Origin of the sequence: Oleiharenicola lentus (assembly GCF_051660365.1) — a bacterium.
GTDB classification, from domain to species: domain Bacteria; phylum Verrucomicrobiota; class Verrucomicrobiia; order Opitutales; family Opitutaceae; genus Lacunisphaera; species Lacunisphaera lenta_A.
The window spans coordinates 2469894-2486315 of record NZ_JBOZXB010000001.1; the positions used below are offsets into that span (position 1 = coordinate 2469894).

The 16422-nt window shown below is 58.8% G+C and carries 14 protein-coding genes; 13 read left to right on the forward strand and 1 reads right to left on the reverse strand.

The features are described from left to right. Positions 1 to 57 precede the first annotated feature (57 nt). The 8 genes from ACRRQW_RS09360 (at position 58) to argF (ending at position 7422) form a co-directional block, all read left to right on the forward strand. Entirely contained in the window at positions 58 to 819 is a 762-nt protein-coding gene (locus ACRRQW_RS09360) for a hypothetical protein (RefSeq protein ID WP_438481039.1), read from the forward strand. Between the two features lie 94 nt (positions 820 to 913). After that, positions 914 to 1336 (forward strand): 50S ribosomal protein L13, encoded by a 423-nt coding sequence (rplM, locus tag ACRRQW_RS09365; RefSeq protein WP_438481040.1) that lies wholly within the window; start codon positions 914 to 916, stop codon positions 1334 to 1336. Between the two features lie 9 nt (positions 1337 to 1345). Next, a complete protein-coding gene (rpsI, locus tag ACRRQW_RS09370) occupies positions 1346 to 1744 on the forward strand; it encodes a 30S ribosomal protein S9 (RefSeq protein ID WP_438481041.1) in 399 nt (132 codons plus the stop codon). Between the two features lie 147 nt (positions 1745 to 1891). After that, complete coding sequence (gene argC / locus ACRRQW_RS09375) at positions 1892 to 2923, forward strand: N-acetyl-gamma-glutamyl-phosphate reductase (protein WP_438481042.1); 1032 nt, start codon at positions 1892 to 1894, stop codon at positions 2921 to 2923. A 16-nt stretch (positions 2924 to 2939) separates the two neighbouring features. Beyond that, positions 2940 to 4172 (forward strand): bifunctional glutamate N-acetyltransferase/amino-acid acetyltransferase ArgJ, encoded by a 1233-nt coding sequence (gene argJ, locus ACRRQW_RS09380; protein ID WP_438481044.1) that lies wholly within the window; start codon positions 2940 to 2942, stop codon positions 4170 to 4172. A 148-nt stretch (positions 4173 to 4320) separates the two neighbouring features. Next, on the forward strand, positions 4321 to 5202 hold the full coding sequence (argB, locus tag ACRRQW_RS09385; protein WP_438481045.1) for an acetylglutamate kinase: 882 nt from the start codon (positions 4321 to 4323) through the stop codon (positions 5200 to 5202). A gap of 58 nt (positions 5203 to 5260) precedes the next feature. Then, positions 5261 to 6493, forward strand: a complete 1233-nt coding sequence (locus ACRRQW_RS09390) for an aspartate aminotransferase family protein (protein WP_438481046.1) — start codon at positions 5261 to 5263, stop codon at positions 6491 to 6493. Beyond that, positions 6490 to 7422, forward strand: coding sequence for an ornithine carbamoyltransferase (argF, locus tag ACRRQW_RS09395; protein ID WP_438481047.1), 933 nt, complete (start codon positions 6490 to 6492; stop codon positions 7420 to 7422). Before ACRRQW_RS09390 ends, argF begins: the two co-directional genes overlap by 4 nt. A gap of 38 nt (positions 7423 to 7460) precedes the next feature. Here the strand turns inward: argF and ACRRQW_RS09400 are convergent, their stop codons facing one another. Continuing rightward, entirely contained in the window at positions 7461 to 7946 is a 486-nt protein-coding gene (locus ACRRQW_RS09400) for a type II secretion system protein (RefSeq protein ID WP_438481048.1), read from the reverse strand. A 127-nt stretch (positions 7947 to 8073) separates the two neighbouring features. On the opposite strand from ACRRQW_RS09400, the gene ACRRQW_RS09405 reads away from it, so the two are divergent. The 5 genes from ACRRQW_RS09405 (at position 8074) to ACRRQW_RS09425 (ending at position 16181) form a co-directional block, all read left to right on the forward strand. Beyond that, the gene (locus ACRRQW_RS09405; protein WP_438481049.1) at positions 8074 to 9300 is read left to right on the forward strand and encodes an argininosuccinate synthase; all 1227 of its coding nucleotides are present in this window, start codon (positions 8074 to 8076) and stop codon (positions 9298 to 9300) included. A 307-nt stretch (positions 9301 to 9607) separates the two neighbouring features. Beyond that, complete coding sequence (locus ACRRQW_RS09410) at positions 9608 to 11272, forward strand: peptide ABC transporter substrate-binding protein (protein WP_438481050.1); 1665 nt, start codon at positions 9608 to 9610, stop codon at positions 11270 to 11272. Further along, complete coding sequence (locus tag ACRRQW_RS09415; RefSeq protein ID WP_438481052.1) at positions 11269 to 12405, forward strand: sensor histidine kinase; 1137 nt, start codon at positions 11269 to 11271, stop codon at positions 12403 to 12405. Before ACRRQW_RS09410 ends, ACRRQW_RS09415 begins: the two co-directional genes overlap by 4 nt. After that, positions 12402 to 13220, forward strand: coding sequence for a LytR/AlgR family response regulator transcription factor (locus ACRRQW_RS09420; protein WP_438481054.1), 819 nt, complete (start codon positions 12402 to 12404; stop codon positions 13218 to 13220). The genes ACRRQW_RS09415 and ACRRQW_RS09420 overlap by 4 nt, the downstream gene beginning before the upstream one ends. A 201-nt stretch (positions 13221 to 13421) precedes the next feature. Further along, on the forward strand, positions 13422 to 16181 hold the full coding sequence (locus tag ACRRQW_RS09425) for a TonB-dependent receptor plug domain-containing protein (RefSeq protein ID WP_438481056.1): 2760 nt from the start codon (positions 13422 to 13424) through the stop codon (positions 16179 to 16181). The last annotated feature ends 241 nt before the right edge of the window (positions 16182 to 16422 follow it).

The window sequence follows — 16422 nt, forward strand, 5'->3', positions numbered from 1 at the left end:
GCAACCACTGTGTGGACATCGCGGTCGAAAACAAACACATCCATGAGTCTTCTTCGCATGAAGTTTTTTTTAACGAGAAAAATGATGCTCCTCGCGACCGCATCTGCATTTGCAGGACTGGTCGATGCGCGGGCGCAAGCCGGTGAAAACAGTGTGCGGGCCGAGGCGTTCTACGCTTCGAGTCGAGTCATGCACGGCGTCGAGCGGGCCAATGCGTCGGCGCTCGCGGCGCTGGAATTTTCGCGAGATCAGTTTCGCGCACGCGCGGAAACGAGCCAGCCGTTTGAGCGCGATGACTGTCGCGACTATTCGCTCGCAGCCAACTACACGTGGCCGGTCAGCGGCGCGCTTTCCGTCGAATTTTTCGCGGCACATACCTGGTTTGAAAATGTGCCGGGGGGTGGCGTGGATCGCGCGTTCGAGGCGGGAGTGGCCGCGACGTTGCCGTCATTAACGCTCGCAGAATTTTCTCCGACGATAAGTTACGCGCGCGATTTTCGTTTCGACGCCGACACCACGCAGCTGACGCTGGCGCGCAGCATCGCGTTGACGAAGCTCGGCGCGTTTCTCGAGGTGAGTTTTTTCGCGGGCTGGTCAGCGGGCGATAACTGGCGACCTGATGCCAACGCGCCGGCTCGCGTGGATGGTTATGCGTTTTGGGGTGGGGAAGTGGTGCTGCCTTATCATGTGGGTCGCTACGCGTTGGAGTTGGGCCTGCATTACACGAACTCCGACGGGCGCTCGCGGGTGAATGGGCCATTCTCGACCGGCTCTGAGGCGGATTTTTGGGTAACTTTTGGCGTAACTCGCGAATTCTGAGTTGTTAGCATCATGTGAATTACTTTTCCATGATGTGTCGGGTTCGCTGTTGACAGGGTTTCTCGAAATCATTCCCTTCAACCCCTTTCCGTAAATGAAAACGTATCTCGCCAAAAAAGAGACAGTGCAGCCGAAGTGGTTTCTAATCGATGCCGAAGGTAAAGTGCTGGGCCGTCTCGCCGTCAAAGCCGCCAACATTATCCGCGGCCGTCACAAGCCCACTTACACGCCTCACGTCGACACCGGTGATTACGTTGTCGTCATCAACGCGAGCAAGGTCGTCCTCACTGGTAAGAAAGAAGAGACCACGGAGTATATGTCGTTCTCCGGCTACGTCGGTGGCGAAAAATACCGCAAGCTCGCTGACGTCCGTGAGCAAAAGCCGGAATTTATCATCAAGCAGGCTGTGAAAGGCATGCTCCCGAAGAACCGCCTCGCGGCTGACATGCTGACGAAGCTCCGCGTGTTCCCGGGTGCGACGCACGATCACGAAGCCCAGAACCCTGTTAAGCTTTAAGGTTAATCCATGAGCGCTGAATCCTCTGTTTATCTCGGCACCGGTCGTCGCAAGACCTCCACCGCCCGCGTCCGCATCGTTGCCGGTTCCGGCAAACTCTCGGTCAATGACCGTAATTTCGACACCTATTTCACCCACGATAACTTCGTGCGTCGCGCCGTTGCCCCGCTCGTCACTGCTGACAGCAAGGACAAGTTCGACGTTTCCGTGAATGTCGCCGGCGGCGGCATCAGCAGCCAGTCCGGCGCCGTTGCCCATGGCATCGCCCGTGCGCTCCTGAAATTCAACCCTGAGCTCCGCGTCACCTTGAAGAAGGCCGGTCACCTCACCCGTGATCCTCGCGAAAAAGAGCGCAAAAAAGTCGGTCAACCCGGCGCCCGCAAGCGCTTCCAGTTCTCCAAGCGTTAATCGCACCGAACCGGAAATACGTTTTCAACGAAGCGGAGCGCCTCACGGCCTCCGCTTCTTTTTTTGCCGTATGGTCAGCAGCGCGATTTCACTCACGAAACTTCTCGATTCCCTGCGGGGATGTCTTAACTCTTTTTCCTCACTTAAATGAATGTCGGCATCGTCGGCGCGTCGGGTTACTCCGGCGAAGTTCTTGTAAAGCTCCTCCTCGGTCATCCGCAGGCAAAACTCGCTGCGGTCACCTCACGCCAACACGCGGGCAAACCGCTCTCGGCGCTGATCCCGTCGCTGCGCGGCACCGCCGCCGATCAGCTGAAATTTAGCGGCTCCGATCCCGTCGAACTGGCTACGCGCACAGATATCGACGTCTGGTTTCTCGCGCTGCCGCATGGCGCCGCCGCTGATTTTGCCAAGACACTCGTGCCGACTGGCCGCAAAGTCATCGACCTGAGCGCCGACTTCCGCATCGCCGAGCTCGCGACCTACGAGAAATATTACGGTGGCCACCACGCGCCGGAATTGATTCCGCAAACGCGTTTCGTGTTGCCGGAATTGACCGACGCGAAGTGGAAAAACGACGCCAAGCTCGCGGCCGCGCCGGGTTGTTACCCGACCAGCACACTCGTGCCGCTCGCCCCGTTGCTCAAGGCGGGCATCGTCTCGCGCGAGCACATCGTCGTGAACTCTTTCAGCGGCGTCAGCGGCGCCGGCAAAAAACTCGAAGAGACCTATCTCTACGTCGAGCGCGCGGAGAGCGCGAAAGCCTACGGCCTCGGCAAACACCGCCATCTCGCCGAAATCGAAGAGCAGCTTTCGACGTTCGCCGGCGCAAAAATCATTTTGCAGTTCAACCCGCACCTCGCGCCGATGCGTCGCGGCATTGCGACGACGATTACGGTTCCGGCCGCGCAACGCGCGACGATCGAGTCGCTCTACGCGGCGTGGAATGCGGCCTACGCGGGCCGTCCATTCGTCGCGATTCTGCCGAGTGGTGAGACGCCTGATACCGCGCATGTCACCGGCACCAACCGCGTGGACATGTCTGCGGTGCTCGACGCGCGCACGGGAAATTTCGTGATTACCTCGGCTCTCGATAACCTTGTGAAAGGTGCCAGCGGCCAGGCTGTGCAGATCATGAATCTCTGGTGTGGTTTCCCTGAAACCGCCGGGCTCGTTTGATTTCCGTCCTCCCTCAATGACCCAACTCATTGTTACCCCTGACAGCGCCGGCATCACTGATGTCCCCGGCTTCGAAGCGGCCGGTGTGCCCTGCGATATTCGCGACAAAAACGACCTGAAGCGCCTCGATCTCGCGCTGCTTTTCTCGCTGCGACCCTGCACCGCTGCCGGCACGTTCACGACCAACGCGGTCAAGGCCGCGCCGGTCTTGCTGTGTCAGGAAAATCTTGCGGAAGGCGGGCCGTTTCACGGCATCATCGCCAACTCCGGCAACGCCAACGCCTGCACCGGCCCGGAAGGACTGAAAGACGCGCACGTCACCGCTCAACGCGCCGCCGGTTCGCTTAATCTGAAGGCGGGTTCGTTTTTCGTGTGTTCGACCGGCCGCATCGGCCAGCCGATGCCGATGCCGAAACTGCTCAAGGGTCTTGAGCGCGCCGTCACCGAAAAAGGCCGCACGCCCGCGCACGGCAAAAAAGCCGCCGATGCGATTCTCACCTCCGATACGAAGGCGAAAACCGTCACCGTCAGTTTCACCTACGACGGCAAGAAGCACGTCGTGGCCGGCATCGCCAAGGGCGCCGGCATGATTCAGCCGAATATGGCGACGATGCTGGCGTTTCTCGCGACGGATTTTTCCGTGCCGCGTAGTTTTCTCCAGAAGACGCTCACCGAGGCTGTTTCCGGCACGTTTAATTGCATCACGGTCGACGGCGACATGAGCACCAACGACACCGTGCTGATGCTCGCGAACGGCCACTCCGGCGTCAGCGTCGGCGACAAGAGCCCGCGCGAACTGCGCGTGTTGTTCGCCGAAGCCGTCTGGAAAGTCTGCGAAGCGCTCGCCGAAAAAATCGTCTCCGATGGTGAAAAGATCACCAAAGTCGTTGAGCTGAAAATCAGCGGCGCCGCCTCCGTGCAAGACGCTGAGAAAGTCGCCCGCGCGATCGGTAACTCGCTCCTCGTGAAGTCATCTTGGTTTGGCGAAGACCCGAATTGGGGCCGCCTCGCTGACGCGGCCGGCTATTCCGGCGCCAAGCTTGTGGAAGCGAAACTCGATATCGCTTACAACGACACGCCTGCGATGACGGCCGGCAAGCCGCATCCCGAGCTTAAGCCGAAATGGAAGGAGATCGTGAAAGCCAAGCGCTTCACCATCGCGATCAATCTTCACCTCGGTAAAGCCACGTATCGTCTCCTCGCGAGCGATCTCACGGACGGTTACGTGAACTACAATAAGAGCGAGTGATGCATCGCCCGCCTCGCGGATGAGCCTGTAACATTATCCGCGAAGCTAATTTTTTTAGTGAAATCCCCGCCAGTTGCCTTAACAAATTTGTTCTTCCCACTCTCTTGAAGAACGCGCGGTTCATTTCCCTGTCGGTTTTACCACTCTGATGGACGTCAACGAAGTCATTGCCAAAGCGCGCGTGTTGCTCGAAGCGCTTCCCTACATCCAGGACTTTCATGGTTCTACGTTCGTCGTGAAATACGGCGGCAGCTTCATGGATGATCCAGATCCCACGGTGCGCAAAAGCGTCGCCACCGATATCGCATTCCTCGCCGCGGTCGGCATCAATGTCGTCGTCGTGCATGGTGGTGGTAAAGCCATCAACCGCGCCATGGATGCGTCCGGCCTCAAAGCTAATTTTATCAACGGCCTTCGCGTCACTGACGAAGCGACGGTCGCGATCGTCAAGAAGACGCTCGACGAAATCGTGAACAAGGAAGTCTGCGCGACGCTCGCTGCGGTGAAAGCGCGCCCGAAAGGTTTGCCCGGCGACAGCGTGATCGTGTGCAACAAACTCACGGTCGACGATGACGGCAACCCGATCGATCTCGGCTACGTCGGTGACGTGACCGAGGTGAAAGTGAAGCTGATCAAAAAAGAAATCGGCGAAGGGTTCATGCCGGTGATTTCTCCGGTGGCCGAAGGTTACGACGGCAAACCTTACAACGTGAACGCCGATACCGTCGCCGGTCGCGTCGCGAGCGCGTTGCGCGCGCGTCGTTTGGTTTACATGAGTGACGTGCCCGGACTGCTCGCGGACTACAAGAATCCGTCCACGCTCATTTCCACCGTCAAAGTCAGCGAAGTCGAAGGTCTCAAGAAGAAAGGCATCATCGACAAAGGCATGCGTCCAAAAGTGCAGAGCGCCGTGCGCGCGCTGCAGGAAGGCGTGCAACGTGTCCATTTTGTCGATGGCCGCATGCCGCACAGTTTGCTGCTCGAGATTTTCACGGATAAGGGTGTAGGCACCGAAATCGTGCAGGGCTGAGCTGGTCGCCGCGCGTTTCGCGCTTTGGAGTTACGACTATTTTCTATTTCTAGTTTCCATGAGCCAGCCATCCATCGTTCGCACCAACACCGCCGAGCTTTACGACGCCTACGTCATGAAGAATTACGGCCGCCCGCCGCTCACGCTCGTGCGTGGACTCGGGGTTTCCGTGTGGGATGACACCGGTCGAGAATACCTGGATTTTACCTCGGGCGTCGCGGTTGCCGCGCTCGGGCATTGTCATCCAAGCTGGGTCGCGGCGATTCGTCAGCAGGCCGGCGAGCTGATTCACGTCAGCAATCTTTTCCGTAATCCGAACCAAGGCGAACTCGCGCGTCGGCTCGTGGAACACGCCGGTCCGGGCCGCGTATTTTTCTGCAACAGCGGCACTGAAGCTAACGAAGGGCTGATCAAGCTCGCTCGTCTGCACGGCTTGCGCAAATCCGGCGAGGAAGGGAAGTGCATCAAAATCATTGGGGCAAAATACGCGTTTCACGGCCGCACCTTTGGCGGCATGAGCGCGACACCGCAGGAAAAAATCCAGAAGGGATTTCGCCCGCTCGTCCCCGGTTTCGTTTTTGGCGAACTTAATAACCTGCAGAGTTTCGTCGATCTGGTGGACGAAAACACGACGGCGATTTTTCTGGAGACGATTCAGGGCGAAGGCGGCGTGACGCCGTGCACCGACGAGTTTCTCTGGGGCATTCGCAAGCTGTGCGATCAGCATAATCTGTTGCTTATGCTCGACGAAGTGCAGTGCGGTATTGGGCGCACGGGCACATTTTACGCGTTCCAGCAATCCGGCGTGCGCGCCGACGCCATCGGGATGGCGAAAGGCTTGGGCGGAGGTTATCCAATGGGTGCAATTTGGGCCGCCGATAAACACGCCGATCTCTTTACGCCGGGTTCACATGGTTCAACCTTCGGGGGCACACCGCTCGCCTGCGCGGCGGCGCTCGCGGTGCTCGATGTGATGGCGCGTGAAAACCTGCTGCAGAAGGTCACGATTAACGGCGCTGTGTGGAAAACCGAGCTGGAGAAACTGGTCGCTGAATTTCCGACGCAAGTGAAAGAGATCACCGGCCGCGGTTACATGCTCGGGCTCGTGGTGCACGGCGAGCCACACGCTTACATCAATGCGCTGCGCGACCAAGGCCTGCTCGCGCCCGCAGCTGGAACCAACACGATTCGTCTGCTTCCTCCGCTCATCACGACCAAAGAACAGCTCGATCGCGCCACTGCGATCATCCGCTCCGTGCTCAGCGCAAAAAAACAAACCAAGCAATCATGAGGCATTTTCTAAAGGAAACGGATTTCACGGCGGAAGAAGTTGCGCAGATTTTCGAGCTGGCCCGGCATTACAAACGCAGCCGCGGTGCGCACGAGAAGCCGCTCGCCGGGCAGACGTGGGGGATGATTTTTGCCAAATCGAGCACGCGCACGCGCGTGTCGTTTGAAGTCGGCATCCATGAACTGGGCGGCAATCCGATTTTTCTTAGCACGAACGATATTCAATTGGGCCGTGGCGAAACGATTTCCGATACGGCCAAGGTGCTGTCGCGTTTCATTCACGGACTCGTCATCCGCACGTTCAAGCAAAGCGATGTCGAAGAACTCGCCCAACATGGTTCGATTCCGGTCGTGAATGCGCTCACGGATTTTCTGCATCCGTGTCAGATTTTCACCGATGCTTTTACTGCGGCAGAACGCTGGGCTGGGCCGTCGGGTGATTTGTTCGCCTCGTTGAAAGGCCGCAAAGTTGCTTATCTCGGCGATACCGGTTTCAACATGGCGAACTCGTGGATTCTCGGTGCGAATCTTTTTGGCATGAAGGTTTCCCTCGGCGGGCCGGCGAGCGATGCACCGGGCGAGGAAATCAAAGCGCTTGCGGCCAAGAGCGGCGGCACGTTTCAGTTTACGTCTGATCCTTACGAAGCAGTGAAAGACGCGGACATTGTTTACACTGATGTGTGGGCAAGCATGGGGCAGGAGAGCGAGTCGAAGATTCGCCACGACCGTATGATGCCGTTCCAAGTGAACAAAAAACTTTTTGCCGCGGCAAAACCGGACGCGCTCTTCATGCATTGTCTGCCTGCGCATTCTGGCGAGGAAGTGACGCAAGACGTGCTTGATCACCCGCGCTGCGTGATTTTCGACGAAGCAGAAAACCGGCTGCATGTGCAGAAGGCGATTGTCGCCACGCTCGCGAAAATGCGCTGATCGGATCGGGTTCGCGGTTTATCTCTTCGAACGAAGAACTAGCTCTGCGGCTCGAGTTCCCAAGTGACGCGGTTGCTCGCGGTGAGTTTAAGCCGGCCGGTCGAGAGGTCGCCGTCGTCCATGCGTTTATCAAGTGCGGTGATTTGTTCGACCGTGCAGGTGAAGCCTGAAATGGAAATGCCAGCGGAGACGCCGAAGTTGTCGCGGTCCCAATTCCAGCGTCCGCCGAGCGGTGTGATTGCCTGCCAAGAATTGGCGCTGAACGAGCCGCTCATTCCCGCAGGCACTACGCCCGCGCTCGAATTTGCCGGCCAGCCGGCATTGTCCAAGGCGTGCGTTTCAAATGCTTGGGAGAAAATTCGAAAGTCATTCGTGATGCGGCTGTTTTGCGCGGACTCACGCACGTGCTTGAACGCGGGAATCGCCATCGCGGACAACAAGCCGATGATCACGACCACGATCATGATTTCCACGAGGGTAAACCCTTTTTGGAATCCATAACGTGATGGCGCGGTGCGTTTCATGGCGACCCCGGATGATCGCCGTGGTGGCCAAGCGACGCAATTCTCGTCCGGTGCAGCAGTGGTAAAAAAATGATTTTTATTTTGCGCGCCACGGGCGATTACCAACACTGGCGACTCACCACTTATTATGAAGATCGTTCTCGCCTACTCTGGAGGTCTCGACACCTCCGTCATCGTTAAATGGCTCAAAGAAACTTACGACGCGGAGATCGTAACGTTTGCCGCTGACGTCGGTCAGGAAGAGGAGCTGAAAGGCCTCGATAAGAAAGCGCTCAAGACCGGCGCCTCGAAGCACTACACGCTCGATCTCGTCGAGGAATTCGCGAGCGACTTTATCTACCCGATGATTCGCGCCAACGCGATTTACGAGGGCCAATATTACCTCGGCACCTCCATCGCTCGTCCGCTCATCGCGAAGGCCCAGGTGGAAATCGCCAAGAAAGAAAAAGCCGACACTGTCGCCCACGGCGCCACCGGCAAAGGTAACGATCAGTGCCGTTTCGAGCTCACCTACATGGCGCTCGCTCCCGGCCTTACGATTATCGCTCCGTGGAAAATGGAAGAATACCGCGCGCTGTTCCCGGGCCGCGCCGAGATGATCGCTTACTGCGAAAAACACAAAATTCCCGTCGAAGCGTCGCTCAAGAAGCCGTATTCGATGGACCGTAACCTTCTCCACATTTCCTACGAAGCCGGCATCCTCGAGGATCCTTGGTTCGATCCGACGACCGAAGAAAACAAGGGCATGTTCAAGCTTTCCGTTTCCCCGGAAGACGCGCCGGACAAGGCGGAATACGTCGAGCTCGATTTCGTGAAGGGCGATTGCGTTTCCGTTAATGGCAAGAAGCTCACGCCGGGTGGCGTGCTCAAGGCGCTCAACAAGCTCGGTGGCAAACACGGCATCGGTCGCGTCGACTTGGTGGAAAACCGCTTCGTCGGCATGAAGAGCCGCGGCGTGTATGAAACCCCGGGCGGCACGATCCTCATGCAGGCGCACCGCCAGGTGGAGTCGCTCACGCTTGATCGCGAAGTGCTGCACTTGCGTGACGGTTTCATCCCGAAATACGCCGAACTCGTTTACAACGGCTTCTGGTTCGCACCGGAACGCGAGATGCTTCAGGCGATGATCGATGAGAGCCAGAAGTTCGTGACCGGCACGGTTCGCTTGAAGCTCTACAAGGGCAACATCATCACCTGCGGTCGCAAATCGAAGTATTCCCTCTACGACGACAAGATCGCGTCGATGGAAGGCGTGAAGAGCTGGTATAATCAGTCCGACGCGACCGGCTTCATCCGCCTCAACGGTCTTCGCCTCCGCGCGCGCAATCTCGCGCAGGGCGGCCCGAAACTGTAAGCGCGTTTCGATTTATCGTTTCAAAGGCGTCTCGAAAGAGACGCTTTTTTTGTGAACGGAATTTGGTTTCGAAATGGAGGCTGGGCGAACAGCCCCGCGAGTTTGAGTTTACGAAGGTGATGCCTCGCGGGGCTGATGGCCCGCCTCTAAAAATACACTAATTCATTCCTTCGGTTGAATCGTCTGAAATGAGACTGGGCGCTTAAAGATGTGGTTTCATCGCACGGTAATGCGCATGGGCCACACGCGCGTTGTCGTTGAGCAGTGCATTGCGTTCGCTTGCCGGCGTCGGTAGATAGAAACACAAATGATAACTAACGCGCGATTCCATGGGTGGATCGGCCTGGTGTTGCTTGCCCTGTGCGGCGCGCTGGGCTCGGTGTTCGTTGTCCCGCGCGAATCCCTGCCGGTCGAGGCGCGTCCAGCGGTGGAAAATAATGTGCTGCGCGTGGTTTACACGCAGCCGCTCACGCCGGATCCCCATCGCCGCATGTTTCCCGTCTCCACCTATAATCATTTCACGCTGTGCCTGTGGGAGCCGTTGATCGAGTGCGACCCAGCGAGTGGTGACGCGATGCCAGCGGCGGCGGAGAGCTGGCAATGGTCGCAAGACTACCGCGTGCTCACGTTAAAAATTCGCGCCGATGCGCGTTGGAGTAACGGCGAGCCGGTAACCGCTGACGACTACGTGCGCGGCTGGCTGCGGCTGTTGCGCCAAGGGGTCGAGGTCGCTTACACGCTTTTCCCGCTGAAAAATGCCGAGCTCTACCATCGCGGCGATCGCACGCAACCGGAGGCGGTCGGCGTTCACGCGTTGGATGCGCGCACGCTGCAAATCGAACTCGATCAGCCGCGCGTCACGATGGTGGCGGAACTTGCGGATCCGTTGCTCGCGCCATTGCACGCGACCACGGAGCAAGTGCTGCAGGAGAAAACTTATCTCAAAAACGCGAACGCCTTGGTCACCAACGGCCCGTTCAAACTGGCGGAAGTCGACGGTGACACGCTGCGCCTGGTGGCGTCCGATCAATACCACGATCGGATCCATGTCGAATTGGCGGGCGTGAATTTCCTCCGCGTCAACAGTCTCACAGCGGGTTCACTATTGGTCGCCTCGGGCAAAGCGGATTTGCTTTCACCGGTGGGGCCGACGTCGAAGAGCAAACCGCCCACGGAGCGAGCGCTCACGACCGAGTCCGAACTCGCGCTCGGAGTCGTCGCGATTTATTTCAACACGTCGCGCGAACCGCTGCAGGACGTGCGGGTGCGTCAAGCGCTGGCGTTGGTGATTGAGCGCTCGCAGTTGATCGATGAATCCGAAGTGGGCCGCTTGGTGCCCGCGAGTTCGTGGGTGCCGGATATGCCCGGAAGAAAAGGGCTGCAATTATTTAAGCGCGATGTGACGGCGGCGCGCCGCCTCCTCGCGGAAGCGGGTTATCCTGACGGAGTCGGCCTTCCAGTTTTGAGCATGTGTTTACCGGCCTGGCTGCAGGGGAATCCAAAGCCGGCGCTCTGCACGGAACAATGGTTTCAGGAACTTGGCGTGCGCACCTATATTTCGTATGACCAGTCCACCGATCGAAGCACAAGCAAGCTCGGTGCGGGTGATTATGATGTGACGTTTGGCGCTTTGGTCGCGACCGTGCCCGATGCCGGCGACTTATTGAGCACGTTTTTGATGCCGGCGATTTATAGCGAAACCAAGTGGAGCGACGCCGAGACGACGCGCTTGTTGACCACGGCCAATCGGAAGACGGGCGCGGAGCGTCTGCAATGGCTGGAAAAAGCGGAACGTCGCGCGATGGCAGCGGTGCCCGTTGTCCCATTGATGTTTGAGCGTCGGCAGGTTTTGCGCGCGCGCGAAGTCGAGGGCTGGTATCCCGACCCGCTTGCACGGCAGTCGTTGAAACACTTGCGGCTGAAAACCGCTGAGCCTGCGAGAGAGTCCGCAAACGTCACCCTGGGCCAATGACCAATTTAATTAAATCGGCCCCGCAGGCGTGGTGGCGGCGCGAACGCCTGTGGTTTGGTTTGTGGCTCCTGATCACGGTCGCGGGGATCGCGTGGCTGTGGTGGGATGCCCATGCGTGGCTCAGCGGCGAACCTTCCGCGGTATTTCGCGATACGGATCTCAAGCGATGGCCGCTGGAGGTGTTGTGGTGGGTGTTTTTGCCGCTGATTTTGCTTTTGCAGCGCTACCTCAATCGAAGCGGCCGGCATTGGGCGTGGGCCGTGGCGTTGCATGGGTTGACCGCGTTCGCGATTACGGCGCTCTTCGTCGTGCTGCAAGGTGCGCGGATGGTGGTGGTGAATCATCTCCCGGCATCGTTTTTGCCGGTCGTGGTGAATGACCTGGGGTTGCTGCGCTACTGGAATTACCTGCCGGCACATTTTTACCTCGCGCTCGTGCTCGCGCTCTACGCGATGAATTTCTACCGCGAGTGGCGCGCCGGCCAGCAGTTGACCGGGGAATTACAGGTCGCAAACGCGCAACTGGAGACGCGCCTCGTGCGCGCGAGTTTGGATGCGCTCAAGATGCAACTGCATCCGCATTTTCTGTTTAACACGCTCAACTCGATCACGAGCCTCATCCGCAACGGGCGCACGCGGGAAGCCGAGGAAATCGTGGCCGGGCTCGGCGAGCTGTTGCGCCGCGCTTTGGATCATCGGCAGGAATCGCGCGAAGCCCTCGAACACGAACTGGAATTTCTCCGTCGCTACCTCGAAATCGAAAGCATCCGTTTCCAAGACAGGCTCAAAGTGGAGTGGGCCATCTCGCCGAAATGCCTGCGCGCGTTGGTGCCGAGTTTGATCCTTCAACCGCTCGTGGAGAACGCGATGAAACATGGCATCTCGAAAGACGCCTCCGCCCAAATCCTGCGCATCAGCGCCGAACGAGATGGCACGCGTTTGCTGCTCTCCGTTTACAACGACGGCCCCGCGTTGCCGAGCGACGAAGACCTCGTGCACGGCATCGGCACGCAAAACACCATCGCGCGACTCAACATGCTCTACGGCGACGACGCGCGCCTGCGCCTGCGCGACCAGCTTCCGCGCGGCGTGCGCGCCGAAATAATCATTCCCTTTCAAACCAACTCCCCATGAAAACCATGACTGCAACCATTCGCACCCTGATCATTGATGACGAAGTGCTCGCTCGAGAAAACGTCGCGGTGTTGCTCCAGGCCGACAGTGAAATCGAAATCATCGGCCAGTGCGGCACCGGGCCGCAAGCGGTCGAGGCGATTAAGAAACAGCGCCCGGATCTCGTGTTCCTCGATGTGCAGATGCCGGGCATGACCGGTTTCGACGTGCTCGGAAAATTGCCGTCGGATTTGCTCCCGCAGGTTGTGTTTGTCACGGCGTATGATCACTTCGCGCTCCAGGCGTTTGAAGTGCAGGCCGTGGACTACGTGCTCAAACCATTTAATCGCGCCCGTTTTGCGGAAGCGCTTAATCGCGCCAAGACCGCCGTGCGTAGCCTTGATCGCAACAGCCTCTCGCAACGGCTGGATGAAGTCATCGCGGCGATGCAGCGATTGCGTGAAGGGGCGACTCAGTCGGACAGTTCCGCGCCCGCCACCAAACCACGCGAAAGCGACGGGCGCTTGTTTATTCGCTGCGACGGGGAGATTCACGTGATGGCCCCGGAGGATATTTTGTGGATCGAATCGGATGGTGATTACGTGCGACTGCACGTGACGGACAAATCGCGCTTCGTGCGCATGTCGCTGCATAAGATGATGGAGAAACTCGATCCCGCCCACTTCGTGCGCATCCATCGTTCGACGATCGTAAACCTGCGGCACATGCGAAAAGCGAGTCCGGCGCTCTACGGCGAATACACCGTCGAGTTGACCAACGGCACAAAACTCAAAGTCAGCCGCACGTTCGTGCACGATTTGAAAGCGCATTTGTGAGGTGATTAGGAGTTCGACGTGCTTTTTTGGTGTTGGTCGCAGTGCATTAGCGACTCGGGCAGTATTAAAGGCGCTTTGAATCTCGCGGGTGTAGGCTGGTCGCACGGTCGTTGAGCCTGAGCCTCATTCCTCGCCTCCTGCGGTGTCATAACGAAGGCGCGGACTCACCGCGGCCCTCGCACCAACACACAGCACTCAAGCATGAACTCAACACGCACTCCACGCACGTGGGGTCGGGCGCGACTGGTCGCGCTTGCCCTGCCAGCGTTCGCGGCCACGGCCGCTTTTGCCCAACAGCCGCCCGCTCAAGGCACGCCGACGGAAAATGTTAAACTCGAGACGTTTTCGGTCGTCGGTTCGCGCATCAAGCGCATCGACGCGGAGACGCCGAGTCCGGTCGTTCGCATCACCCAAGCCGATTTGCTGAACACCGGTTTCTCGAACGTCGAAGACGCGCTGCGTGCGATGCCGTTCAATAGTGCCGGCACAATTTCCCCGGAAAGCTCCGGCACCGGTTTCGCCTCGGGCAGCTCGACGGTCAACTTCCGCGGTCTCGGCAACAATAACACGCTCGTGTTGATTAACGGTCGCCGCGCGGTGCCGTCGGGCGCGGGTGCGTTCAACGGTTTCCAATCGGTCATCGATATCCGCCAGATTCCGACCTCGGCCATCGAGAGCATCGAAATCCTGAAGGACGGCGCGTCCGCCATTTACGGTTCCGACGCAGTCGCCGGCGTGCTCAACATTCAGTTGAAGCGCTCGTATGAAGGTCTCGGCGTCGATGTTTCCTTCGGCAATACCTTCGGCACAGATTCTCAGGAAGTAACCGCGTTCGTCATCGCGGGCGCACACACCGAGAAAACCAGCCTGCTCGTTACGGCGGATTATTCCTCCCGCAATATGCTGATGAACCGCGACCTCGATTTCTCGGATAACGCGGATCTTCGTCGTGACCAAACCTCGCCCAATCAGGTGGAACAAGATCCGGTCACGGGTCTCGTCATCGGTGGCGACTTGCGTAGTGCCAGCACGTTCCCGGCCCGTTTCTTCATTCCGGGCACGGCGACGATCCGCACGTTCACGGGCCCGACGACCGATCCAAACTCGGCCGGCGCGGTTGCCGCTTCGCGTGCGACGGGTGCGGGCTTTTATAACTTCCAGCAAGACTCCACGTTGTTGCCGGGGCAAACCACCCGTGGTTTCGGTGCCTACTTGAAGCACGATTTCTCTGACACCCTCTACGGTTTCGCCGATCTTCTCTTCAAGCGCGTCGAGACGATCAATCTTTCGGCTCCTTCGCCATTCGGCACCACTGATCGCGGCGCGGGCACCAACAGCCGCCTCGTAGTTCCTGCGGCCAGCCCGTTCAATCCTTACGGCACGCGCTATTTTGGCGCCGCCGGCCAGGCGATCGAGCTTAGCACGTTCCGCCTCGTGAATGCCGGTCCTCGCATCGTGGACACGACTTCCGATTACCCGCGCTACATCGTGGGTCTCGGTGGCGAATTGCCGAACAAGTGGACGTGGGAATCCGCCTACATGTTTGCCCAAGGTTCCTTCGATAACGCTTCGCCTGGCACGTCGTTCGACAGCCGCGTGCAGGAAGCGCTCAACGGTTTGAACATCGGCGGCCAGATTCTCTACGCCAATCCGTTCGGCCCGGAAGATCCCCGCGTGACGGATTACTACTCCGGCACGAATCCGACCAAGGCCCGCTTCACCGCGGAGCTCTACGACGCGTCAGTCAGTGGCGATGTGTTTAACCTACCGGCTGGCGCCGTCGGTGCCGCCGTGGGCGTTGAATACCGTCAGGAAAAACTCATCGATGTGCGCACGCTCGAAAACGAAACCGGCAACATCGTGGGTGGTTCTGAAGGCTTCGGTTACACGGGCGCGCGTGACGTTACGTCCGCTTACGCCGAATTGAAAATCCCGGTGCTGAAGAAAGTGGAAGTCCAACTCGCCGCTCGCTTCGAAGACTATTCGGACTTCGGCAAGACGACGAAGCCAAAGGCCGCTGCTGCATGGCGTGCGACCCCATGGTTGCTCGTGCGCGGCTCGTTCTCGCAATCGTTCAAGGCGCCGGACTTGGCGTTCCTCTACCAAACCGGCAGCGTTTCATTCACCAGCAATCAATTGTTCGATCCGCGCCGTCCCGACCAACCTTCCGGCCAGTTGAAAACCGTCGGACGCGGCAACCCTGATTTGCAACCTGAAGAAACGGATGCGACCTACGGTGGCATCGTCATCGAAGTTCCGGGCAAGCTTTTCAAGGGCCTCACGTTTGATATCGGCTACATCAAGTTCGATCAGGACAATCTGATCACGCGCGACGCCGCGGCGTTCACGCTCACGAACGAACTCGTCTTGCCCGCCGGTCGCGTCGTGCGCAAAGCACTCACGCCGGCTGAAATCGCGGCTGGCTTCACGGTCGGCGTTATCGACTTCGTCGCCACCGATTGGTTCAACGCCAACAAGGTGGTCAACGAGAGCTGGGATTTTGGCGTGAACTACGTCCGCACCTTCCCGACCCTCGGCACCTTTAGCTTGGGCGCGACGGCGACCTACCTCGGTAACTTTGAGCGCGACACGGTTTCCTCGCTCGGCGTGACGACTGCCATCGACATTGACGGCACCGACAGCGTCCCGTTGTGGCGCGGCAGTGCGACTCTCGCGTGGCGCAAGGGCCCATGGGCCGCTTCGATCTTCGTCAACTACATCGGTTCTTATCCCGCGCAGCTCTTCACGGGCGCCGGCACCGAGCCTGATACCAAGGCCCAAATCCGCATCAATCCGCAGGTCAGCTACCAAACTCCGTGGAAGACCCGCGTGACGGTCGGCGTGCGCAATGTGCTCAACGAAGATCCGCCATTCTACATCTCCAGCCAGTTCGGCTACAACCCGGCGATCAACACCGCCGAGCCCGCCTTCTGGTATGTGCGCCTGAGCCGCCAGTTCTAAGGTTCATCGCACAGTTCAATTCGCTTCGCAGCGGCCTCCGGAAGGGGCCGCTGTTTTTTTTCGCGCACGCGATTCTTTGGAGACCAGAGCATCAGCCCCGCGGGTTTGCTCTGTAGGTTGTGCGCTCGTTCACCACGTTGCGCGCAAGCGCGCAACCTACACGTTACGTCGGTAAAATGATGTCCCGCGGGGTTAATGCCCCCGCCTCCAGTTTAGGAATTGGCCAAATAAAAGCCGGCTC

Excerpts from the sequence above, each read along its gene's own strand:
- ACRRQW_RS09360 (WP_438481039.1), top strand. The coding sequence starts at position 58 with ATGAAGTTTTTTTTAACGAGAAAAATGATGCTCCTCGCGACCGCATCT.
- rplM (WP_438481040.1), top strand. The coding sequence starts at position 914 with ATGAAAACGTATCTCGCCAAAAAAGAGACAGTGCAGCCGAAGTGGTTT.
- rpsI (WP_438481041.1), top strand. The coding sequence starts at position 1,346 with ATGAGCGCTGAATCCTCTGTTTATCTCGGCACCGGTCGTCGCAAGACC.
- argC (WP_438481042.1), top strand. The coding sequence starts at position 1,892 with ATGAATGTCGGCATCGTCGGCGCGTCGGGTTACTCCGGCGAAGTTCTT.
- argJ (WP_438481044.1), top strand. The coding sequence starts at position 2,940 with ATGACCCAACTCATTGTTACCCCTGACAGCGCCGGCATCACTGATGTC.
- argB (WP_438481045.1), top strand. The coding sequence starts at position 4,321 with ATGGACGTCAACGAAGTCATTGCCAAAGCGCGCGTGTTGCTCGAAGCG.
- ACRRQW_RS09390 (WP_438481046.1), top strand. The coding sequence starts at position 5,261 with ATGAGCCAGCCATCCATCGTTCGCACCAACACCGCCGAGCTTTACGAC.
- argF (WP_438481047.1), top strand. The coding sequence starts at position 6,490 with ATGAGGCATTTTCTAAAGGAAACGGATTTCACGGCGGAAGAAGTTGCG.
- ACRRQW_RS09400 (WP_438481048.1), bottom strand. The coding sequence starts at position 7,946 with ATGAAACGCACCGCGCCATCACGTTATGGATTCCAAAAAGGGTTTACC.
- ACRRQW_RS09405 (WP_438481049.1), top strand. The coding sequence starts at position 8,074 with ATGAAGATCGTTCTCGCCTACTCTGGAGGTCTCGACACCTCCGTCATC.
- ACRRQW_RS09410 (WP_438481050.1), top strand. The coding sequence starts at position 9,608 with ATGATAACTAACGCGCGATTCCATGGGTGGATCGGCCTGGTGTTGCTT.
- ACRRQW_RS09415 (WP_438481052.1), top strand. The coding sequence starts at position 11,269 with ATGACCAATTTAATTAAATCGGCCCCGCAGGCGTGGTGGCGGCGCGAA.
- ACRRQW_RS09420 (WP_438481054.1), top strand. The coding sequence starts at position 12,402 with ATGAAAACCATGACTGCAACCATTCGCACCCTGATCATTGATGACGAA.
- ACRRQW_RS09425 (WP_438481056.1), top strand. The coding sequence starts at position 13,422 with ATGAACTCAACACGCACTCCACGCACGTGGGGTCGGGCGCGACTGGTC.